This is a genomic window from Methylobacterium sp. CM6244 (genome assembly GCF_054817885.1).
Window position 1 is genome coordinate 4,330,009 of sequence record NZ_CM139247.1, and the last position, 21,260, is coordinate 4,351,268.

At 66.5% G+C, this 21,260-nt stretch carries 19 protein-coding genes; 9 read left to right on the forward strand and 10 right to left on the reverse strand.

What is annotated here, in order from left to right; genetic code table 11:
• Positions 1 to 177: 177 nt before the first annotated feature.
• From ACYQML_RS20295 to ACYQML_RS20305, 3 genes are read left to right on the forward strand one after another with little or no spacing between them, the layout of a single operon-like run.
• On the forward strand, positions 178 to 1,209 hold the full coding sequence (locus ACYQML_RS20295) for an ABC transporter substrate-binding protein (RefSeq protein ID WP_461233840.1): 1,032 nt from the start codon (positions 178 to 180) through the stop codon (positions 1,207 to 1,209).
• An 11-nt stretch (positions 1,210 to 1,220) separates the two neighbouring features.
• On the forward strand, positions 1,221 to 2,126 hold the full coding sequence (locus tag ACYQML_RS20300) for an ABC transporter ATP-binding protein (protein ID WP_461233841.1): 906 nt from the start codon (positions 1,221 to 1,223) through the stop codon (positions 2,124 to 2,126).
• Complete coding sequence (locus tag ACYQML_RS20305) at positions 2,123 to 3,013, forward strand: ABC transporter permease (RefSeq protein WP_461233842.1); 891 nt, start codon at positions 2,123 to 2,125, stop codon at positions 3,011 to 3,013. The genes ACYQML_RS20300 and ACYQML_RS20305 overlap by 4 nt, the downstream gene beginning before the upstream one ends.
• Positions 3,014 to 3,046: 33 nt before the next feature.
• Here ACYQML_RS20305 and ACYQML_RS20310 read toward each other — a convergent pair whose 3' ends face one another.
• The 3 genes from ACYQML_RS20310 to ACYQML_RS20320 form a co-directional block, all read right to left on the reverse strand.
• Positions 3,047 to 3,661 carry an SCO family protein gene (locus ACYQML_RS20310; protein WP_461233843.1) on the reverse strand — a complete coding sequence of 205 codons (615 nt, stop codon included), beginning with the start codon at positions 3,659 to 3,661 and terminating at the stop codon, positions 3,047 to 3,049.
• Positions 3,654 to 4,772, reverse strand: coding sequence for an MBL fold metallo-hydrolase (locus ACYQML_RS20315; RefSeq protein WP_056425184.1), 1,119 nt, complete (start codon positions 4,770 to 4,772; stop codon positions 3,654 to 3,656). The genes ACYQML_RS20310 and ACYQML_RS20315 overlap by 8 nt, the downstream gene beginning before the upstream one ends.
• Positions 4,773 to 5,224: 452 nt before the next feature.
• On the reverse strand, positions 5,225 to 6,649 hold the full coding sequence (locus ACYQML_RS20320; RefSeq protein ID WP_461233844.1) for a phosphomannomutase: 1,425 nt from the start codon (positions 6,647 to 6,649) through the stop codon (positions 5,225 to 5,227).
• A 451-nt stretch (positions 6,650 to 7,100) separates the two neighbouring features.
• On the opposite strand from ACYQML_RS20320, the gene ACYQML_RS20325 reads away from it, so the two are divergent.
• Complete coding sequence (locus tag ACYQML_RS20325) at positions 7,101 to 8,102, forward strand: polysaccharide pyruvyl transferase family protein (protein WP_461233846.1); 1,002 nt, start codon at positions 7,101 to 7,103, stop codon at positions 8,100 to 8,102.
• Between the two features lie 99 nt (positions 8,103 to 8,201).
• On the opposite strand, the gene ACYQML_RS20330 is transcribed toward ACYQML_RS20325, so the two are convergent.
• Positions 8,202 to 8,861: a 3-oxoacid CoA-transferase subunit B gene (locus ACYQML_RS20330; RefSeq protein ID WP_461233847.1), complete on the reverse strand. Its 660-nt coding sequence runs from the start codon at positions 8,859 to 8,861 to the stop codon at positions 8,202 to 8,204.
• A 20-nt stretch (positions 8,862 to 8,881) separates the two neighbouring features.
• Complete coding sequence (locus tag ACYQML_RS20335; protein WP_056425171.1) at positions 8,882 to 9,613, reverse strand: CoA transferase subunit A; 732 nt, start codon at positions 9,611 to 9,613, stop codon at positions 8,882 to 8,884.
• A 427-nt stretch (positions 9,614 to 10,040) separates the two neighbouring features.
• Between ACYQML_RS20335 and ACYQML_RS20340 the strand changes: the two genes are divergently transcribed.
• Positions 10,041 to 11,972 (forward strand): AsmA family protein, encoded by a 1,932-nt coding sequence (locus tag ACYQML_RS20340; RefSeq protein WP_461233848.1) that lies wholly within the window; start codon positions 10,041 to 10,043, stop codon positions 11,970 to 11,972.
• Here ACYQML_RS20340 and ACYQML_RS20345 read toward each other — a convergent pair.
• The 4 genes from ACYQML_RS20345 to ACYQML_RS20360 are packed head-to-tail and all read right to left on the reverse strand — an operon-like array spanning position 11,960 to position 15,403.
• The gene (locus ACYQML_RS20345) at positions 11,960 to 12,745 is read right to left on the reverse strand and encodes an ABC transporter permease subunit (RefSeq protein ID WP_461233849.1); all 786 of its coding nucleotides are present in this window, start codon (positions 12,743 to 12,745) and stop codon (positions 11,960 to 11,962) included. The genes ACYQML_RS20340 and ACYQML_RS20345 overlap by 13 nt on opposite strands.
• Positions 12,742 to 13,629: an ABC transporter permease gene (locus ACYQML_RS20350; protein ID WP_461233850.1), complete on the reverse strand. Its 888-nt coding sequence runs from the start codon at positions 13,627 to 13,629 to the stop codon at positions 12,742 to 12,744. The genes ACYQML_RS20345 and ACYQML_RS20350 overlap by 4 nt, the downstream gene beginning before the upstream one ends.
• Positions 13,629 to 14,714, reverse strand: coding sequence for an ABC transporter ATP-binding protein (locus ACYQML_RS20355; protein WP_461233851.1), 1,086 nt, complete (start codon positions 14,712 to 14,714; stop codon positions 13,629 to 13,631). The genes ACYQML_RS20350 and ACYQML_RS20355 overlap by 1 nt, the downstream gene beginning before the upstream one ends.
• Complete coding sequence (locus ACYQML_RS20360) at positions 14,711 to 15,403, reverse strand: Crp/Fnr family transcriptional regulator (RefSeq protein WP_018043200.1); 693 nt, start codon at positions 15,401 to 15,403, stop codon at positions 14,711 to 14,713. The genes ACYQML_RS20355 and ACYQML_RS20360 overlap by 4 nt, the downstream gene beginning before the upstream one ends.
• Before the next feature lie 408 nt (positions 15,404 to 15,811).
• Here ACYQML_RS20360 and ACYQML_RS20365 point away from each other — a divergent pair, with 408 nt between their 5' ends.
• Positions 15,812 to 16,726, forward strand: coding sequence for a UDP-3-O-acyl-N-acetylglucosamine deacetylase (locus ACYQML_RS20365; RefSeq protein ID WP_311273885.1), 915 nt, complete (start codon positions 15,812 to 15,814; stop codon positions 16,724 to 16,726).
• A 21-nt stretch (positions 16,727 to 16,747) separates the two neighbouring features.
• On the opposite strand, the gene ACYQML_RS20370 is transcribed toward ACYQML_RS20365, so the two are convergent.
• A complete protein-coding gene (locus ACYQML_RS20370) occupies positions 16,748 to 17,683 on the reverse strand; it encodes an AEC family transporter (protein WP_461233852.1) in 936 nt (311 codons plus the stop codon).
• Between the two features lie 107 nt (positions 17,684 to 17,790).
• On the opposite strand from ACYQML_RS20370, the gene ACYQML_RS20375 reads away from it, so the two are divergent.
• From ACYQML_RS20375 to ACYQML_RS20385, 3 genes are all read left to right on the forward strand, one after another.
• Positions 17,791 to 19,665 carry an ABC-F family ATP-binding cassette domain-containing protein gene (locus ACYQML_RS20375; protein ID WP_311273887.1) on the forward strand — a complete coding sequence of 625 codons (1,875 nt, stop codon included), beginning with the start codon at positions 17,791 to 17,793 and terminating at the stop codon, positions 19,663 to 19,665.
• A gap of 72 nt (positions 19,666 to 19,737) precedes the next feature.
• On the forward strand, positions 19,738 to 20,745 hold the full coding sequence (locus ACYQML_RS20380; protein ID WP_461233853.1) for an alpha/beta fold hydrolase: 1,008 nt from the start codon (positions 19,738 to 19,740) through the stop codon (positions 20,743 to 20,745).
• A 72-nt stretch (positions 20,746 to 20,817) separates the two neighbouring features.
• Complete coding sequence (locus ACYQML_RS20385) at positions 20,818 to 21,252, forward strand: GlcG/HbpS family heme-binding protein (RefSeq protein ID WP_461235757.1); 435 nt, start codon at positions 20,818 to 20,820, stop codon at positions 21,250 to 21,252.
• Positions 21,253 to 21,260: the final 8 nt, after the last annotated feature.

The following is a 21,260-nucleotide window of genomic DNA, read 5'->3' on the forward strand; positions in this document are numbered from 1 at the left end:
ATCGACGAAAGCTGGATAGCTACTAAAGTCTACGCGTTCCAGAGACGGATCATCTCCATCCGCTGTTCTATAAAGAGAACGATTTCATTGACGCGGCGAGCGCCGCCAAGCAAATTTGCAGGCGCCTTTCACGTCCCGGCTCCGCATTCCGCGCCCGAATTCGACAGCAGGTTCCCCATGACGACCCGACGCATGTCCCTCTCGCGCCGCAAGGCCGCGTCCCTTTTCGGCGGGCTCGCCCTGTCCCTGGTGGCCGCGGGCCATGCTGCGGCCGGCGAAGGCCAATTGCGCATCGCCAAGCAATTCGGTGTCGTCTACCTGCTCCTCAACGTGGTCGAGGATCAGAAGCTCATCGAGAAGCACGGCAAGCAGGCGGGCCTCGATATCAAGGTGGACTACGTCCAGCTCTCCGGCGGCTCGGCGGTCAACGACGCCCTCCTGTCCGGCAATATCGAGATCGCCGGTGCCGGGGTCGGCCCGCTTTTCACCCTCTGGGACCGCACCAGGGGGCGGCAGAACGTCAAGGGCGTCGCGTCCCTGGGCAACTTCCCCTACTATCTCGTCACCAACAATCCGGACGTGAAGACCATCGCCGACTTCACGGAGAAGGACCGTATCGCGGTTCCCGCCGTCGGCGTCTCGGTTCAGTCGCGCATCCTGCAACTGGCATCGGCGAAGCTTTGGGGCGACAAGGACTTCGCCAAACTCGACAAGATCAGTGTCGCCGTCCCGCATCCCGAGGCCACCGCCGCGATCATCAAGGGCGGCACGGAGATCTCGGGCCATTTCGGCAACCCGCCCTTCCAAGAGCAGGAACTGGCCGAGAACCCGAAGGCCCGGATCGTCCTCAATTCCTATGACGTGCAGGGCGGGCCGGCCTCCTCCACCGTGCTCTACGCCACGGAGAAATTCTACAAGGATAGCCCGAAGACCTACAAGGCGTTCCTGAGCGCGCTCGATGAAGCCGCGACGTTCATTACCGAGAACCCGGAGAAAGCCGCCGACATCTATATTCGGATCAACAACAACAAGCTCGACCCGGCTCTCCTGACGAAGATCATCAAGAACCCTGCGGCGACCTTCAAGGTGCAGCCGGAAAACACGATCGGCCTCGGCAAGTTCATGCACCGGGTCGGCGCGATCAAGGCCGAGCCATCGGCCATCGGCGACTACTTCTTCGACGATCCGCGCATCAGCAGCGGCAGCTGAGGCGGCACGCCATGAGTTTCGCAGCCCACCGCTCCGACTTTGCCATCGCCGAACATCCCGAATCCCGCGCGCGGGGTTCCATCCGGCGTGAAGACGCGCGCGCCCGTTCCCCGATCGCGGCCGAGGCATCGCCGCTCTTGCGGATCAAGGGTGTGACTCTCGAATACCGCACGCCGGAACGGGTGGTGCGCGCCACCCATCGCATCGATCTCGACATCCACCAGGGGGACCGCTTCGTTCTGCTGGGGCCCTCCGGCTGCGGTAAGTCCACCCTGCTCAAGGCCGCGGCCGGCTTCATTCGCCCCGTCGAGGGCGAGATCACCCTCGACGGCGTGCCCGTGCGCGAGCCGGGACCCGACCGGATCGTGGTGTTTCAGGAATTCGACCAGTTGCCGCCCTGGAAGACGGTGGCCCAGAACGTCGCCTTCCCCTTGCGCGCGGCACGGGCGCTGGGACGGCGCGAAGCGATGGAGCGGGCCCGCCACTACATCGACAAGGTCGGGCTGACGCCCTTCGCCGAGAGCTACCCGCACCAGCTCTCGGGCGGCATGAAGCAGCGCGTGGCGATCGCCCGGGCGCTCGCGATGCAGCCGAAGGTCCTGATGATGGACGAGCCCTTCGCGGCTCTGGATGCCCTGACCCGGCGCCGGATGCAGGAGGAGTTGCTGGCCCTCTGGGAGGACGCTCGCTTCACCCTTCTCTTCGTCACCCACTCTATCGAGGAGGCCCTGGTGGTCGGGAACCGGGTGGCGCTGCTCTCGCCCCATCCGGGCCGGGTGCGGGCCGAGTTCAACAGCCATGCTTTCGATCTGACCAGCATCGGAAGCCGCGATTTTCAGGACGCGGTGCAGCGACTGCACAGCCGCCTGTTCGAGGCCGCACCCGAAAGCCGCGCATCCACGGAGGCCTCCGCATGAGCAATGCCAGTCTCGCGGGCCGGCCCCTCGTGCCGCCGATCCGCCCGGAATACGACCATGCGCTCGCCCCCTTCGTGGAAGCCCCGGTGGAACGGGTGCTGCCGTTCTCGACCCGGCTCTGGCAGCAGGATTGGCTGCGCAAGGGCCTGATCATCGTCGCTCTGATCCTCCTCTGGGAGGGGTTGGCCCGGTGGCAGGACAACGACCTGCTGCTGCCCGGCTTCGGCGCCACGATGGCGGCCCTGTTCGATGGTTTGGTGAACGGCGAGTTGCTGGACCGGGTACGGATCTCCCTCGTCGTACTGCTGCAGGGCTATGTCTGCGGGATCGTCCTGGCCTTCCTGCTGACGACGCTGGCCGTCTCGACCCAGTTCGGCCGCGACCTGCTCTCGACCCTGACGGCGATGTTCAATCCGCTGCCGGCGATCGCACTGCTGCCGCTGGCCCTGCTCTGGTTCGGCCTCGGTTCCGGCAGTCTGATCTTCGTCCTCATCCATTCGGTGCTGTGGCCGATGGCGCTCAACACCTATGCGGGCTTTCAGGGCGTGCCCGAAACCTTGCGCATGGCCGGGCGCAATTACGGCCTGCGCGGCCCGTCCTATGTGATTCAGATCCTCATCCCCGCCGCCCTGCCGGCGATCCTGTCCGGCCTCAAGATCGGATGGGCTTTCGCCTGGCGTACGCTGATCGCGGCCGAGCTCGTCTTCGGCGCGTCCTCGGGGCGCGGCGGTCTCGGCTGGTACATCTTCCAGAACCGCAACGAACTCTACACCGACCGCGTCTTCGCCGGCCTCGTCCTCGTCGTCGTCATCGGTTTGGTCGTCGAGAACATCGTGTTCGCGGCCTTCGAGCGGCTCACCGTGCGGCGCTGGGGCATGGCGCGATGATCTGATCGACGGTAGAGGCTCGACGCGCAGCCGTCAGGGCTGAGCGAGATGGGGGCGGATGATCGCCAGCATTCGCTCGGCCGAGGTGCCCGGCGGGAAGAAGCCGAGATAGGCTCCCGACCGGTCCATCAGGTAGATGAAGGCCGAGTGGTCGATCGTCCTGTCACCATTCACTCCCACGCCCGTTTCGAAGAACACCCGGTAGGCATCGGCAGCCTGACGGATCGCCGCCGGTCCTCCCGTCAGGCCCACGAGCTGGGGCGAGAAGTTCGGTACGTATTCGGCGAGATGCGCGACCGTGTCCCGCTCCGGATCGAGGGTAATGAACAGCGGCTGGACCGCCTCCGACTCCGCGCCCAGCAGGGTGAGGGCGCGGGCGATCTCCATGAGGTCGGTCGGGCAGATATCGGGACACGAGGTGTAGCCGAAATAGACGAGGAGGAGCTTGCCGCGAAAGTCGGCCTCCGTGCGCCTGCGCCCCTCGTGATCGACGAGACTGAAGGGCCCGCCCACCGGCTCGCGGTTCCACATCAGCACGTCCATCAACTCCGCAGCCGAGCGTCGCGCCGGCTCCGCGCCACGAGCCGGCACCATGGCGTGCCAGGCCAGGAGCGACAGGAACAGCGCCGCGGCTGCGGACCTACGCACCGAAGGTGAGACGGCTGCCCGTGGTCGGCACGATCACGTTGGCGGGCATCTGCGCCTGGGCTTCCAGCGCGAAGTTGAGGCCGCTGCAATGCATGGGAATGACCACGTCGGGATCGAGCTTTCGGATCTCGGCCACGATCTGGGTGAGATAGTCTTTCGACGCCGGCCCGAGATGGAACCCGCCGACGATGGCATGGACCTTCTCGACACCCGAGACGGCCTGGGCCTGACGGACCGAATTGACGATTCCCACATGGCCGCAGGAACTGATGACAACGAGGCCCTTGCCCTTCACGTTGAAGCAGGTGGCGTGTTCGTGGACATGCTCGTCGGGAATGATTTGCCCCTGTAGTTCAGCCGGCGAATAGTGGGTGGCATCGCAGCCGAGACCGTCCTTGATGCCGCGTTCCACGAAGGTGTTGGGCAGGATGCGCTCGATGGAGGAGCGCTTGATCTGACCCGTGGTGAAGGCGTGCCCGGCCACCACCGTCGGCGTCTCGCACAGGACTGTCCTGATCTTCTGCGCCGTCAACTCACGCCGGTCGAGCTGGCCGAAATCCGTGAACTGCCCCTGCACCTTGCTCGGGCTGACGCGGTGACAGAAATTGTCCTCGCCGCCGGCATAGAGCGTCAGATCCGCAGGCAGGGATGCGCGGTACTTGTCCAGGAACCCGTTGAGGCCGCCGTAATGGTCGTGATGGCCGTGGCTGACGATGAGGGCGTCGATCTTGGACGGGTCGACCTTCAGGATCTCGATGTTGTTCAGCAACGCATCGGGGCTGTAGCCAAAATCGAGCAGGATCGTGCGTGCCTCGTCCGCGCGCCGCGATTCCGCGAACAGCGACAGGCCCCATTGGTTGTGCAGAACCTTGCGGTAATCGCTGCCGCGCCCGTTCCCGGGTGGCTGGTGGACGACACCCTGAACCGTCGCGGGCTTGAGGAACTGATCGTGGGACGAGTCGATCAAGACGCGCAAGCTCAGCGTGTCGACCGTCGGTATCTCGATCGTCGCGGCATTCGCGATCTCGATACACGAAAACCCGGCCGTTGCGGTCGCGGCAAGAGCCGCCGAGGCCTTCAGAAAGCCACGCCTGCCGATCTCTCGGGCCATCCCATCCTCCTCGACGCCGACGCGTCACGGCTCCTGCTCTGTATACATTATAGTCGAGCTTTTCGGGATGGGTTTGCTCTATTTCAGGATCGTGAGAGAAGGATGTCTCGTATTCGGCGACATCGGTGAAGCTCTGTTCCCGCGGGATACTTCGTCCGAGGTGGTGCGTCTGCTCAGTGCGCCGCAAGATCGTCGGCATCGTGCCGGTATGCTTGTCGCAAACCTTATCCGTCTCGCAGGTCCTTCAAACTCCAGCACCCCATCGGACACGAGCGAATCAAGGCGGACCGGCCGCCTCGCGATCGCCGTCTAACGAGCCATTGCCGAAGCGTTTTCGGCCCGATCCGGGTGGGACAAGAACCGGGGCGATTCCCGGTCGAGAATGGATCGAGTCCAGGTGCAGGGACCGGCCAGGAGCGGGCCCGCCTGGCCCGCCTCTGAACTCGCTCGGCTCAGTTTGTCATGGCCGCGGCCGCTGCGGCCAATCCCCAGCGTACCAATTCTTCAGCGTCCGCGGCCGATCCCGCCTCCGCGTAGCAGCGCAGTTCGGGCGCATTGCCGGACGGACGGAAATGGATCGTCCGGCCGCCGTCGAGTTCGACCCTGACGCCGTCCTGTTCATCCACGCCCTGGGGCGTACCGATCGGGCGGAAGAATTCCCCGCGGAACGAGTCCTGACCGAGTTGGCGCAGCAACGCGCCGCTTCGCTCTGCGGGCGTATTGGGAAGACGATCGCTCGCCGTCTCGCCGACATTCAGCGACGTGACGAGTTCAGCGAGGGTCAGGCGGGCTTCCTGCGCGGCCGCCAACGTCGCCACGATCGGAAGGATCGCATCACGCGTCGGCAGGGCCGGCAGTGTCTTGCCATCGATGACGACGTCCGAGCCAAGGAGGAACCCGCCATTGGCCTCGAAACCGACGACGGTGCTCGCGCCTTCGCTCTTCGCCCGGTCCATCCCGGCAATGACGAAGGGAGAGCCGACCTTGGTGCGCAACACGCTCCGGAACCCGCCCGCATGCTCGATCGCCGAGCCCGCCGTGACCGGCACCACCACCGTGTCGACGCCGAGGTAGCGAGCGGTGATTAGCCCGAGAACGTCTCCCCGCACGATTCTGCCGGCGGCATCCGCGAGCAGCGGGCGGTCCGCATCGCCATCGGTCGTCACGAGCGCGTCGAAGCCGCCCGACGCCATGGCATCGCGGATGAACGCGATATCCTCGGGGCGGTGTGCTTCCGTGTCGATCGGAATGAAGCTGTCGGAGCGGCCGATCGGTACGATGTCAGCCCCGAGCGCGGCCAGCACGTCGGCGAGGAGGTCCCGCGCGACCGAGCTCTGCTGATAGACCGCGATCCTTTGACCAGCCAGGATGGTCGGCGCGAAGGCATCGGTATAGCGCTGCCGGTAGCGGTCGATGGCGCCAGGCTCCTGAATGGCTGAATCGGCCTGCGGCATGTCCCCGGCCTTGGTAATGTCGCCCAGGGCGGTGAGGATGGCGACCTCGTCGGTCTTGGTGATCTCTCCATCGGGCCGGTAGAATTTCAGGCCGTTGCGATCCGACGGGATGTGACTGCCTGTGACCATGACGGCGCAGGCCCCGCGCCGGATCGCTTCCAGGGCGAGAGCCGGGGTCGGTAGTGGGCCGCAATCGTACACGCTGAACCCGGCCGCCGCGGCGGCATCTGCCACCGTGGCTGCGATCCCCGCGCTGCTGTCACGGAGATCCCGCCCGATCACGACGTTTCGTTCGGACGCGCCCTCGCCAGCCGTCGCGGCGACCGAGCGGAAGAACGCGCTGGCATAGGCGTAGCTCGGCCATCCTACGAGGTCCGTCACCAATCCGCGCAGGCCGCTGGTTCCGAATTTCAGACTGCTCATGAGCTTTCCACTTGAAAAGGGCGTGACCGCGTGCCGAGCGTTGCGGTAAACCCCGCTTCTAAGTGGGTTGCGCCGTCGTCTCAAATGGCAGGCTGGTCCTTTGCGCAACTTTTGGTCGCCCCATTCGAAGGGGGCGGTCCGGAGCGGGGTTCCGAACGGGCTCCACCTCACGATTGGGCTCGCTCGGGCGAGCATCGTCCGGGGCACTGGAGGTCGGATCAGAGCATGGATGATGCGATTGCCCTGCCCGCACGATGCTGCGTGCCATCACCCGTATGATCCGTCGAGCAAAGAGCGGCCTGCGAAATCGCCTCGACAGAGACGGTGCGCCTTGAGATAACCCTTCCGCGCATGCCCCATGACAAGGCACGTTAAGCCATTGTCATCGCATTGTAATTTTCCGAAACGCGGCTTCGGCTCGATAGCCGGTTCCGTAAGGGGGAGACCAACCTTGGCGAAAGAAGAAGAGTCGCTCGCGGAGAAAACCTTCCTGGCTTTTCTCAGGAGTGGAGAGCGAGATGCGTTCCTCGCGCTCGAGGCCGAGCTGTTGGGCCAGTCCGTGGAAAAATGGGGGGCTCTCGTATCGGCCTACCGCGCTCTGCTGACGCTCGATGATATCGCAGCGGAGGCGAAGCTCGACGAGCGGTTCCGTCCGAAGATCTGGTGGATGCGCAGTCCGTTTCCCGGAAATTTCGGCGATATCCTCACGCCTTACGTGCTGTGGCATGCTTTCGGCGTAATGCCCCGGTGGCACAATGCGAAGGAGGCGGATGGTCTCTGTATCGGAAGCACCGCCAAGTTCGCCCGTCCCGGCATGCATCTCTGGGGTACCGGCATGCCCCGCAGCACCGATACTCTCTGCCCGACCGCGATCTACTCGGCGGTGCGCGGACCTTTGTCCCGCGCTGCCGTTCTGGCGGCAGGGGGGCAATGCCCCGAAATCTACGGCGATGCCGCCATCCTCATGCCCGAGCTTTATGCGCCGGTGGTGGCGAAGACCCACAAGGTCGGCATCATCCCGCACGTGCTGCAGGAGAACCGTATCCGTGAGGCTCTCGAGGCGGTCGGCGCCGACCATGTCAAGGTCATCTCGCTCCTGGGCGTGACGTTCGGGGATATCGAGCGGGTGGTCCGCGAGATCCTGTCCTGCGACGAGATCGTCACCACATCGTTGCACGGCCTCATCGTGGCCCATGCCTATGGTGTGCCCGCACAATCGGCGCGCCTGTCCGAGCCGAACGCCGAGGCGAAGGATTCCTTCAAGATGCGGGATTACAAGCAATCGGTGGGGCTCGCCGACGAAGCCCTCGAACTCCCGCGTCAGTTCAGCGACCTGTCATGGCTGGAGCGCCGCAGATGCGTGCTCCCGCCTTCCCCCCTCGACACGAAGCCGTTGCGCGCCGCCTTCCCGTTCCCCGTCCGGATCGAGGAGCCGCCGGCCGCACGAGGTTGAAACGCCTGCGAAACCTCTGCGGCGTCGACGAAAGAGGCTCCCGATGCGATCGCATCGGGAGCCTTTTGCAACGACCGGTTGGATTGTGCCGGGCCGGATTCAGGTCAACGCGACGGTGAAGGCCCCTTGGGTCTTCGACCGGATTTCATCCTCGGTGACACCGTCGGCGAGTTCGACCAGGACCATGCCGCCATCGCCCTTCTTGTCGATGGTGAAGACGCCGAGATCGGTGATCACCATGTCGACCACGGCGGTGCCGGTCAGGGGCAGGTCACAGGCAGTCAGGAGCTTCGGGCTTTCCGACCCATCCTTGCCTTTGGCGGTGTGCTCCATCACCACCACCACCTTCTTCACACCGGCGACGAGGTCCATGGCGCCGCCCATGCCCTTCACCATCTTGCCCGGGATCATCCAATTGGCGAGGTCGCCATTCTCGGCGACCTGCATGGCGCCGAGGATCGACAGGTTGATGTGCCCGCCCCGGACCATGCCGAAGGAATCGGAGGAGGAGAAATAGCTCGTGGTCAGCAATTCGGTGATCGTCTGCTTGCCGGCATTGATGAGGTCGGGGTCTTCCTCCCCCTCGTAAGGGAAAGGCCCCATGCCGAGCATGCCGTTCTCGGATTGCAGCTGCACCGACATGCCCTCGGGGATGTAGTTCGAGACCAGGGTCGGGATGCCGATGCCGAGGTTCACGTAGTAGCCGTCGCGCAGCTCCTTGGCGGCGCGCGCAGCCATCTGTTCGCGGGTCCAGGCCATGGTGGTGTCTCCCTTGGATGTCAGATGGCAGCTGCGGAGGAATCGGCGGTCTCGCCACGCTTGCGCGTGGTGCGCTGCTCGATCCTCTTCTCGCGGATCGCCACGTGGATGATGCGCTTGACGAAGATGCCCGGCGTATGGATCGCGTCGCCGTCGATTTCGCCCGGCTGGACCAGATGCTCCACCTGGGCGACCGTCACCTTGGCGGCCGTGGCCATCATCGGATTGAAGTTGCGGGCGGTCTTCCGGTAGACGAGATTGCCTTCGGTATCGCCCTTCCAGGCATGGACGATGGCGAGATCGGCGAAGAGGCCGCGCTCCATCACGTAATTCTCACCGTCGAACTCGCGCACCTCCTTGCCCTCGGCGATGAGGGTGCCGACGCCGGTCTTGGTGAAGAAGGCCGGAATGCCCGCCCCGCCCGCGCGGATGCGCTCGGCCAGCGTCCCTTGCGGGTTGAACTCGATGGCGAGTTCGCCGCCGAGATACTGGCGGGCGAATTCCTTGTTCTCACCGACATAGGACGAGATCATTTTGGCGATCTGGCGGGTCTGCAGCAGCTTGCCGAGGCCGACATTGTCGATGCCGGCATTGTTGGAGATGACGGTGAGGTCCTTGACCCCTGACGCCTGGATCGCATCGATCAGCTCGTCGGGGATGCCGCACAAGCCGAAGCCGCCGGCCATGATCGTCATGCCATCCTTGAGCAAGCCGGCGACCGCCTGCGTGGCGTCGGAATATACCTTCTTCATCTCAAGCCTTCCTCCCGGAATCCGGTCCTTGGCGCCGTTTCGGGCTGCCCTGCGAAACGCGAGCCAATCCCAACCCGCCGGCCCGGCTTAGGTCAGGCTCAGGTATACCAGGGGCTGGCCGTGTCCCTCTGCCCTGTCTCTGCGCCAGGATAAGGCGTTTCGGCAAGATCCTGCGAGGGAACAACGGGCCTGAAAGGTGAGGGGTCGTGAAAGCTGTAGCAGAATGGGGTGCCCGGAGAAGCGCGGGACGGCTTTCCGGGGCCTGCTTCTGAATGCTCCACGGCAGAGAAATGATGCATGGCAGACAAAAGCGTTCCCGCCCGTTATGGAGAGGGTGGGGGGTAGGTTTTTAGAAGATCGATCGCGGCGGCTCGGCGAGGCCGCGCGCGCAACCGCGTGTCGCGGTTTTGCTCCGATAGGGAGAGACATGTCGCTCCGTCGCCTCCTGCCGGCCCTCTGTATCGGCAGCCTCGTCCTTGCCCTGATCGCCGCCTGTCTGCCCTGGTCGGTCGCGTCCGTGCGCCTCACGCGGGGCGTCGGCAAGGCGCTGGCGACCAATTACGGAATTGCGATGAAGGCCGAAGGATCGGCGGGCGTCGCGCTTCTGCCCATTCCCCGGCTCGATTTCGAGGGCGTCCGGCTCAGCGCCGGGACGGTGGACGGGCCGCTCCTCGCCGATGGCGGATCGCTCACCCTCAAGCTCGGGATCCGTGCCCTTCTCGCCGGCCGCATCGAGATTGACACCCTCTCCCTCGAACGCACCACGATCACCCTCCCCCAGGATGACGGGGATTCGCGCTGGGTCGAGCCGCTCCGGCGCCTGAGAGCGCGCCTGACCCAGGGGGGCGCGTCGCGTCCGCGTCGTATCAGCCTCACCGACGCGACGCTGTCCGGCCGAGACCCCCGCGACGGCAGCGCCCAGACCGCCCGCGATGTCGATCTGGTTCTGGCCTGGCCATTCTGGTCGTCCCAGATGAACGCGGCGGGAAGCTTTATCTGGAACGACACGCCAACCCAATTTTCGCTCTCCGGTGTCAGGCTGGACGAGTTGTTCTCCGGCCGGGAATCGTCCTTTTCCGCCAGCGCGACCTGGCCCGCCGGCAATCTGGCGGCTGAGGGAAGCGGCAGCTTCGCGGATGGATTGTCGCTTCGTGGACAGGGCAGCCTGCAATCGCGCTCCCTGCGCGAGACCCTGACCTGGGCGGGGACGGATATCGCCCTGTCGCCGTTCCTCGATAGCCTCGCCATCGACGGAACGTTCGAAAGTTCGGGCCGGACCCTCCTTCTGCCATCCATGCGAATGCGGCTTGGCGACAACAGCCTCGAAGGCGCGGGATCGATCAGCTTCGCCGAGAGCCGTCCGGCCCTTCAGGCGACCTTGGCGGCCGAGAGCCTGAATCTCGCACCCGCTCTTGCCACCCTGATCCGGGTCTTCGGCCCGGACGAATCCTTGAACGCCAGCGGCTGGAGCCGGCAAAGTCTCGCGCTGCGCCCCTTCACCGGAGGGGACCTCGATCTGCGTCTCTCCGCCGGCACTGCCCGGCTCGGGCCGCTTGTGATGGAGGATCTCGCTTCCAGCCTTCTGGTCCGCGAGGGCAGCGTCGAGGGCTCTCTGGCTCGCGCCGTGGTCAGAGGGGGCATCGTCAAGGGACGGTTCGGCCTCACGACCTCCGCCACCGACCGCGGTGAGACGGAGTTGCGCGCCCAGGGTGCATTCGACCGGCTCGATCTCGGCGCCCTGCTGGTCGATTTCGGGCAGGAGGGCTGGCTTCTCGGAAACGCCCAGGGACAGTTCACGCTCGAGGGATCGGGCCGCACCGCGGCCAGCCTGATCGACCACCTCAACGGACGCTCGTCCCTCGCCATGGAGAACGGGACCCTCGCCGGGCTCGACCTTGCCGACGTGGTGCACCGCAATGGCGTCGCCGCCGACGGTGCCTTGGCTCGCCGGAACGCCCGCACCCCGTTCGACCGCGCGGGAATCTCCCTGCGCTTCGTCGATGGCGTCGGCGACATTGCCGATGGCATTTTGAAGACATCGTCGCTCACCGCCTCGTTACGGGGAACCTTGTCTCTACCGGAGCGGACCCTCGCCGCACGGGCGGAACTGTTGCCGCGAAGCCCAGCCGATCCCGCCCTGCGGCCGATGTCGCCGCCGAACCGCTCTTCGAGCCTGCCTCAGGGCACCCTCTTGGATATCGAAGGCCCATGGGACGCGGTCGCTGTTCGCACCATCCCGCGCGAGGGTGGTTCCGATCTCGACTCCCGCGGCGGCTCGATCCTGAATCTCGATGACATGCAGGGACCGAGGACGGGTGCGCTCGATCTACCGACCAGGGTGCGCGCCTACGTGCCCTGATTTCCTACGCCGCGGCGTCCGGTGAGAAACGAGGCCGCGAGGACGACGACGGTGACGCCGCCGACGAGGAGCGTCGACGCGGCGTTGATCTCAGGGTTCACGCCGAGGCGAACCTGGCTGTAGAGCCGCATGGGCAACGTCGTCGCCCCCGGGCCCGAAACGAAGCTCGCGATGACGAGGTCGTCCAGCGAGAGGGTGAAGGCGAGGAGGAAGGCCGCCACCAGGGACGGCGCGATCAGCGGCAGGGTGACGGTCGCGAAAACCCGAAAGGGGCCCGCCCCGAGATCCGCCGCTGCCTCTTCCAGGGAACCGTCGAGTCCCTTGAGACGCGCTCCGACCACCACTGTGACGAAGCCGAGGCCGAGGGTGGCGTGGGCGATGACCAGGGTCACGAGGCCGCGGTCGAGCCCGAGCCCGACGAAGAGGAGCAGGAGCGACAGGCCGGTGATCACCTCCGGCATCACCATGGGCGCGTAGACGAGGCCGGTGAAGCCGCTACGTCCCGTAAAGCGTCCGCTGCGGTTGAGTGCCAGCGCCGCCAGCGTGCCGAGGAGTGTCGCCACGAGGGCGGCGAGTGAGGCCACTTTCAGCGAGACCAGGGCGGCGGCGATCAGTGGGCCGTCATTGACGAGCACCCCATACCAGCGCGTCGAGAATCCGCCCCAGACCGTCACGAGGGACGAGGCGTTGAACGAGAAGACGACGAGAACGGCGATCGGTGCGTAGAGGAAGACGAGGCCGAGCCCGAGGCTGAGTCGGTTGAGCACACTCACCGGCCGACGTCCTCCCGCTCGCGCTCCGCATCACGGAACAGCACGATCGGTCCGACGATGAGCACGAGCAGCAGCACCGCCACCGCGGAGGCGAGTGGCCAGTCGCGGTTTGAGAAGAACTCGCTCCACAGCACGCGGCCGAGCATCAGCGTATCGGAACCGCCCAGCAGGTCGGGGATGATGAACTCACCGACCATCGGGATGAAGCACAGGAGCGCACCCGCGGCGATACCGGGCCGGGCCAGCGGCAGCGTCACGGTCCAGAAGGCACGCGCCGGCGAGGCCCCGAGATCGGCGGCGGCTTCCGTCAAGGTCGGATCCAGGCGGGAAAGCACCGCATAGAGCGGCAGCACCATGAACGGCAGGTAGGCGTAGGTCAGGCCGATCATCACCGCGGCGGGTGTGTTCAGGATGTCCAAGGGGCTGGCGATGAGGCCGGTCCAGATCAGTCCTGCATTCAGCAGGCCCTCGGGCTTCAGGATCGCGATCCAGGCATAGATGCGGATGAGAAAGCTCGTCCAGAACGGTACGATCACCAGTGCCACGAGCAGCGGCTGAAGCCGGGCCGGCGAGCGGGCGAGCGCATGGGCGATGGGCGTGCCGACGATCACCAGGATGGCCGTCGCCATGCCGGCGTAGAGCAGGGACGAGAGGGCCGCGTCGCGATACAGGCTGTCGCCGGCAAGGGTCTCGAAATTGGCGAAATCCAGAGCTTCCAGGAACGCGCCCCATCCGTCGATACCCGCGCTCCAGTCGAGCACCGGCAGGTAGGGCGGCTGCGCCGTCGCCGGTGAGGACAGGCTGATCTTGAGGGTGATGAGGCAGGGCAGCAGCACGAAGGCGGCCAGCCACAGATACGGAGCGACCGGGAGAAGTCGCTTCATCACGCCGCCATGACGGTCGCGGCATCCGGCGCGAAGGACAGGCGCACATGAGTCTCGCTGGCGATCCCGGTTCCGGCGGGCATGTTCGCGCGGATCGTGCTGCCATCCCGCATGCGGATGTCGAGGCGGATGTGGTCGCCGAGATAGGTCGAGGCCTCAACCTGACCGTCGAGAGTATTGCGATCCCCGGCGGCCACCCCGTCGATGGTGGACGCCGCCAGACGCTCGGGGCGTAGGGCGATCACCGCGGGGGTACCGGTGGACGGGGCGCTCTCACCGGACGCGAAGATGGGCCCAAGGGCGGTCTCGACCCGCACCAGCGCGCCGTCGGCGTCCCGGACCGTCCCCGGGATCAGGTTCACGTCGCCGAGCAAGCCGGCGACGAAGCGGTTGACGGGCCGTTCGTAGAGCGTCTCGGACCGGCCGACCTGGACGAGGCGGCCCTTGTCCATCACGCCGATCCTGTCGGCGAGCGCCATGGCCTCCGAAGGATCGTGGGTGACGATGACGAAGGCGGTGCCGAGGCGGCGCTGGATCGCGCGCAACTCGCCCTGGGTCTGCTCGCGCAGGCCCCGGTCGAGCGCGCCGAGCGGCTCGTCGAGGAGGAGCACCTTCGGTTCGCGCGCCAGCGCCCGCGCGAGGGCGACGCGCTGGCGCTGGCCTCCGGACAGGGTCTCGGGACGCCGGTTCCCGAAATCCTCCAACTGTACCAGGCGCAGCAACTCCTCCACGCGGGCGGCGGCGGCCGAACGGCGGAGGCCATTCAGCCCGTAGGCGATGTTGCGGCTGACGCTGAGATGCGGGAACAGCGCATAGGACTGGAACATCATGTTCACCGGTCGCCTGTGCGGAGCGAGGCCGGTGAGATCGACGCCGTCGAGGCGGATTGCGCCACCTGTTGGCGTCTCGAATCCGGCGATCAGGCGCAGCAACGTGCTCTTGCCGCAGCCGGAGGGGCCTAGCAGGCAGAGAATTTCCCCGGCTGACACAGCGAGCGAAAGATCCGCGACCGCAACTTGCGCGCCGAACGTCTTGGTCAGCCGTTCGAGGGTGAGGAACGGAGCCACGGCGTTCCGCGCCGTCAATTGTCCTCGCGCAAGGCTTCGGCGACCCGTGCCTCGAGCAGGTCCGGCCGGCGGATGACCAGGGCGCCTCTGGTCCGGTCGATCAGGCCGTCCGCCGCCATCACGGTGAACTCACGGGTCACCTGCTCGCGCCGACAGCCGATGCGGGCGGCCAGCACATGGTGATAAGGCGGCGGCGTCACCACCCGTTCCCCGTCGCCGCCGGCGCGCGGCACGGACAGGCGCAACAACTCGGCATAGAGCCGGTGGCGCAGGTCGAGCAGCGCGTGTTCCATCAGCCGCGTGTTGAGCTCGCGCACGCGCTTGGCGAGAAGGCGGAACAGCCGGTCGGCAATGGCCTCCGAGGCGAAGATCATCTGCCGGAAGATCGGGGCCGGAACGACACAGACCTCGCCGCGGGTCAGGGCGGTGACGTTGGCCGAGCGGCCGATCCCGTCCAGAGCCGCGAGCTCACCGAAGAACGCGCCGCCCCGCATCTCGCCGAGGATCACTTCCTTGCCCGATTGTGAGCGATTCAGGATGCGGACCTCGCCGGAGGCAAGGAAATACACGTCGGTGGAGATGTCGTCGTAATCGACCAGGACTTCGTTCTCGTCGAACCGGCGCCAATGGCAGCGGGTCTCATAGGTCGACAGCTCGATTCCCGGCTCCTTGAAGAAGGGGATTGTCGCCAGCCGTCCTGCAGTCACGGGTATCATCTCCTAAAGCGAGTGATCGTTAAGCTGCCGGTCCTGTGGGTCAACCCATTCCGTCGGACCATCCCTACCAAAAGTCGTGTCGTTGGATATTCGATTCATACCAGGTCTCGATGAGTCCGACCTATCGAGCGCCGGCATTGGCTGCGGCTTGGCCATCGGACAGGAGAATGAAAACCCTCATCGCGCGCAGTTTACCTGCCTTTGCAACTGATCTGGGTTAAGCTAAGCGCACGCACAGAATGAACCGCCTGTCGGATGACAATCCCGGTTGATCGCGCTGGGACCCGAGACATGCTGGTGAGCTCCGCGTCATCGACGGACGTTGAAGATTCAAACCATCTGCCGGGGCCATACGGGATTGGGCCGGGATTCACCGCGACGCCGCACGACGCCATAGCGATGTTCGCTGCCCCATCGATCCAGGCCGTGCGCGAGGTGGCGCTACCGTCCGCTCGCCCCCGGCAGGCGACGCTGTCCGCGAGCTTCTCTCTGACAGGTTACGGCCTGCATACCGGGCGTCGCGTCACGGTCACCGTCGCGCCCGCCCGTGACGACCACGGCATCGTCTTCCGGCGAAGCTTCAGGCGAGCGCGCACCGTCGATGTGCCAGCCTTATGGACCTTTCGCGAGACGCAGCCACTCTGCACCGCCTTGCGATCGTCCGAAGGACCGCTGGTCCGCACCGTGGAGCATCTCCTGGCCGCGCTCGCCGCGTATCGCATCGACAACGCACTCGTTTGCCTCGATGCGGAGGAACTGCCGATCTTCGACGGCGGCGCCCTGCCCTGGTGCCAGGCGTTGCGTGCGAGCGGTCGGACCGAAAGCGACACGCCTTTGCGCAGCATCCGCGTGCTGCGGCCCGTCGAGGTCCGCCAGGATCACAGGACGTTGAGGATCGAGCCGGCCGACGCGCTTCATCTCTCTGGCCGTCTCGAACTCTCCCATTTCGATGCCATGCAATGGTCGGGCACGATCACGCCGGAGGTGTTTACTCAGCAATTGGCCCCGTCGCGCAGCTTCGGACGGGCCAAATGGGCGATTCCGGCCAAGATCTACGGCACACTCCTGCGCAAGCCGCTGCTACGGGGGGCGAACCTCTCCTCGACTGCCTGTATCGTCGGCGGGCGGATCATCGGCGGGATGACCGTGCCCGACGAACCGGTGCGTCACCGCATGCTCGACCTCGTCGGCGATCTCGCGTTGGCGGGACGGCCGATCCTCGGCCGTATCGAGGCGGCGCATACCGGGCATGAACTGAACCACGCCCTGGTCGCGGCCCTGATGAAGGATCCCGCCGCCTGGGAACTGGTCTGACGCGAATCCCGCGGGTGGCGCTCAGCCGATCCCGGTCAAAGCCAGAACGAGGGCCAGGACGAGGGGGAGCGCCGCCCCGGCGATCACGGTCTGGGTCGCCGTGATCCCCGCCATCAAAGGTGCGTCTCCTCCGAGCTGGCGCGACATGATGTAGGACGATGAAGCGGTCGGCAGGGTCTGGAACAGCAGGGCCGTCACCGCGGCCGGACCCTTGAGCCCCATGGCGAGGCAGGCGAGGATCGTGGCGGCCGGCATCAGCCCGAACTTGATCAGGGACGCCACCGCGACCGGCCTGATCCAGCTTCGCGCCGACCCGAAATCGAGGGCGGCGCCGACGCAGAGCAGGCCCAGCGGCAGCGAGGCCTGGCCCAAGGCCCGCAGCATCGGCTCGAGTCCCGGTGGCAGGCCGAGCCCCGAGGCCTGGAGTGCGATGCCGCCGAGGCTGCCGAAGACAAGAGGGTTGAGGACGATCTGCCGCGCGAGGCCGAGGGCCGAAGGCCTCCCTGCCGTGCCGAAACGGGCGAAGATCAGCACGCACAGGACATTGACCGTCGGGACGATCGCGGCGTTCGCCACCGCCGCCAGTGCGATGCCCTGAGCGCCGTAGAGACCGGCCGCCGCCGAAACTCCCACGTAGTTGTTGAAGCGGATCCCACCCTGGAACACCGAGGTGAAGGCCGGTCCGCCGAAGCCGAGGCGTGGTCCGGCCGCCAGCGTCAGACCCGCCACCGCCAGGGTCGAGAGAACCAGGACCAGGGCGAGCGCACCGACGGGGACATCGGCGAGTTGCGCGGTGGCGAGGCTGTCCAGAAGAAGGCTCGGCAGCAGGACGTAATAGGCAAGGCGTTCGGCCTGCGGCCAGAAGCTTTCGGCGAGGAAGCCGAGGCGGCGCAGGGCCGCGCCGAACCCAATCAGGAGAGCAATCGGAAAGAGGGCAGCGAGAAGCGTCAGCGTCATGGCCGCCCGATTACAACGCTCTGCCTCCGCCGGATACGGCACCCCCCTGCCCGTCCCTTGGCGACGCTCCCCTTGCAACCCTCGCCTTGCGCCGCCAGAAGCCTTCCATGCTCCGCGTCAACGACCTCACCTACCGCATCGGCGAACGTCTGATCCTCGACGGCGCCACTTTCGTCATTCCGGACCGGGCCCGCGTCGGGCTCGTGGGCCGCAATGGCGCGGGAAAGACGACGTTGTTCAAGGCGATCCTCGGTGAGTTGCCCACCGAGGGCGGCACCGTATCGATGCCAAAGGGCATGCGCATCGGCGCCGTGGCGCAGGAAGCTCCGGCCGGCCCTGAAACGCTGCATTCCGTCGTGCTCGCTGCCGATACCGAGCGGGCGCGCCTGATGGCCGAAGCTGAGCACGCCGATGGCCTGCGCCGGGCCGAGATCGAGACGCGCCTCGTGGATATCGAGGCGCATTCGGCGCCCGCCCGCGCCGCCGCCATCCTGCACGGCCTCGGCTTCGACGCGGAGGCGCAGGGGCGGCCATGTTCCGATTTCTCGGGTGGATGGCGCATGCGTGTGGCGCTGGCCGCCGTGCTGTTCTCCGAACCCGACCTGCTGCTCCTCGACGAGCCCACCAACTACCTCGATATCGAGGGGACGATCTGGCTCTACGACTACCTGGAGCGTTATCCGCGCACCGCCGTCATCATCTCCCACGACCGCGACCTGCTCGACGAATGCGTCGACCACATCCTGCATCTCGACCGCGGCAAGCTCAGCATCTACCGGGGCGGCTACACCTCCTTCGCCCGGCAGGTCGCCGAGAAGCGCGTGCTCCAGTCGAAGGCGAAGGCCAAGCAGGATGCGGAGCGCGCGCATCTCCAGAGCTTCGTCGACCGATTCAAGGCGAAGGCGACGAAGGCACGCCAGGCCCAGTCCCGCGTCAAGCGCCTCGCCAAGATGGAGATCATCGCCTCGGTGATCGAGGACGACGTGCCGGCCTTCCGCCTGCCGAGCCCCGAACGTCCGCTCTCGCCGCCCATCGTCGCCATGGAGCGGGTACAGGCGGGCTATCCTGACCGGATCGTACTCTCGGGGCTCAACCTCAGTCTTGCCCCCGACGACCGGGTCGCGCTGCTGGGCGCCAACGGCAACGGCAAGTCCACCTTCTGCAAGCTCATCGGCGGGCGCTTGCCCCCCTTGAGCGGCGAGATGCGGCGTTCGGGCAAGATGGAGGTGGCGTATTTCGCCCAGCACCAGCTCGACGAATTGCGGCCCGCCGAGAGCGCCTACGCCCATGTCCGCGACCTGATGCCGGACGTGCCGGAATCGAAGGCGCGCGCCGCCGCCGCCCGCCTCGGCTTCTCGGGTACGAAATCCGAGACGCCGGTCTCGCAGCTCTCGGGCGGTGAGAAGGCGCGCCTGCTGATGGGCCTCGCGGCCTTCAAGGGGCCGCATCTCCTGATCCTCGACGAGCCCACCAACCACCTCGATATCGAGAGCCGGCAGGCCCTGGTGGAAGCGATCAACGATTACGAGGGGGCGGTCATCCTGGTGAGCCACGACCGCTTCCTGGTGGAGGCCTGCGCCGACCGGCTCTGGCTCGTGGCAAACGGCAGCGTGAAGGCCTTCGACGGCGACATGGACGATTATCGCCGCTTCGTCCTCGCGGGTCCCGAACGCGAGGCGGAGAAGGGCGCGTCCGAGGCCGCCGGCGGAGTGAAGGCACTGGAGCGCCGCTCCAACGCCGACCGCCGCGTGGCTTTGGCCCCCCTGCGCAAGAAGCTGGAGGGCGTCGAGGCGCGGATGAAGAAGCTCACCGACGCCATGACCAAGATCGACGCGGCGCTCGCCGACGGCACCGCCTTCCAGACCAATGCCGCCAAGGCCGGAGAACTCGCAAAGATGCGCTCCGACGCCGCCGCCGCGCTGGAGGCGGCCGAGGAGGAATGGCTGGAGCTCAGCGGCGAGATCGAGGGCGCGACGGCGTGATGCGTCCGGCGGCCGGGATCAACCGGCGCCGCCTCGCGTTTCCCGCACCCGATCCATCACGCGGACGACCCTATGCCCGACCTGATCCGGCGCGATCGATCCCTGCCCCTCGCCGCCAAGCTCGCGTTGCTACCTCTCGGTGCTGCCGGCGCGTGGATCGCCTATAGCCGTTTCGGGATCGACCACCACCAGACGCTCAACCCGGCCCTGCCCGGCCGGCATGAATGCCTCGAGACGCCGGCCGGTGGGATCGGCCTATATGGGAGCGCGTCCGCGCCCGGCGTCCCGCTGCTGCTGATCCACTCGGTGAACGCGGCGGCCAATGCCTACGAGGTTCGCCCGCTCTACCGGCACTACGCGGGGAGCCGTCCGGTCTACGCGCTCGACCTGCCGGGGTTCGGTTTTTCCGAGCGCAGCGACCGGGTCTACACCCCACGCCTGATGTCCGATGCGATCCGGGCCGTCACCGCCGAGATCCGACATCGGCATGGTGGCGGGGAGATCGATGCCGTCGCCCTGTCCTTGTCTTGCGAGTATCTCGCCGCTGCCGCTCTTGAGGAACCGAGCGCCTATCGCAGTCTCGGCCTGATCAGTCCGACCGGCTTCGATGCCCGTTTCGTCGGCCGGCACCGCGACCGGACCCGGCACGGTGGGGCCGTCGCCCGCACCATGCTGAACGCCCCGCTCTGGGGGGAGCCGCTGTTCGATCTCCTGGTGAGCCGGCCGAGCATGCGTTTCTTCTTGGAAAAGACCTGGGGCTCGAAGGACATCGACGAGGGTCTGCTCGCCTACGACTACGCCTCCGCCCATCGGCCCGGCGCCCGGCATGCGCCGTTCTCGTTCCTGTCCGGGGCCTTGTTTCCCGATGCGCCGGGGCGGTTCTACGAGGCGCTCACCCTCCCGGTCTGGATGATCCACGGGGTGCGCGGCGATTTTGTCGATTACCGCCATGCCGACCGTGTCGCCGGCCGCCCGAACTGGACCGTCGACGTCCTGCCCACCGGGGCCTTCCCGCATTTCGAGGATCTGGCGGCGGTGACGCGGCACTACGATGCGTTCCTAGCCGACCGCGATGGGTGAGGCCGGGGCTGGTCGGGCATCGACGGGCAGGGTACGTCCGGTATGACCCGTGAACTCATCCCCGGTAAGCCGATGCCCGACCTGACCCTCGACACCGCCCAGACCATCGTCGCCACCGCCCTTAAGACGGCCCGCTCGCACAGCCTGAAGCCCCTCGCGGTGGTGGTCTACGATGCGCGTGGAGCCCTGAAGGCGCTGGGCGCCGAAGACGGGACGTCGCTGCGCCGGGCGGAGGTCGCCATGGGCAAGGCCAATGGCTGCCTGGCGCTCGGCCTCGGCGGGCGCGCGATCCACAAACGGGCAGAGGAGCAGGCCTATTTCGTGGCGGCCGTGAGCCATCTCGTCGGTCCGGCCGCGCTCGTGCCGGTGCCGGGCGGTGTCCTGATCCGCGATGGCGATGCGGTCATCGGTGCCGTCGGCATTTCGGGCGATACCTCCGACAACGACGAACTCTGCGCGCTCGCCGGGATCGAAGCCGCTGGATTCACCGCGCAGACCGGCGCCTGAGCGCCGCC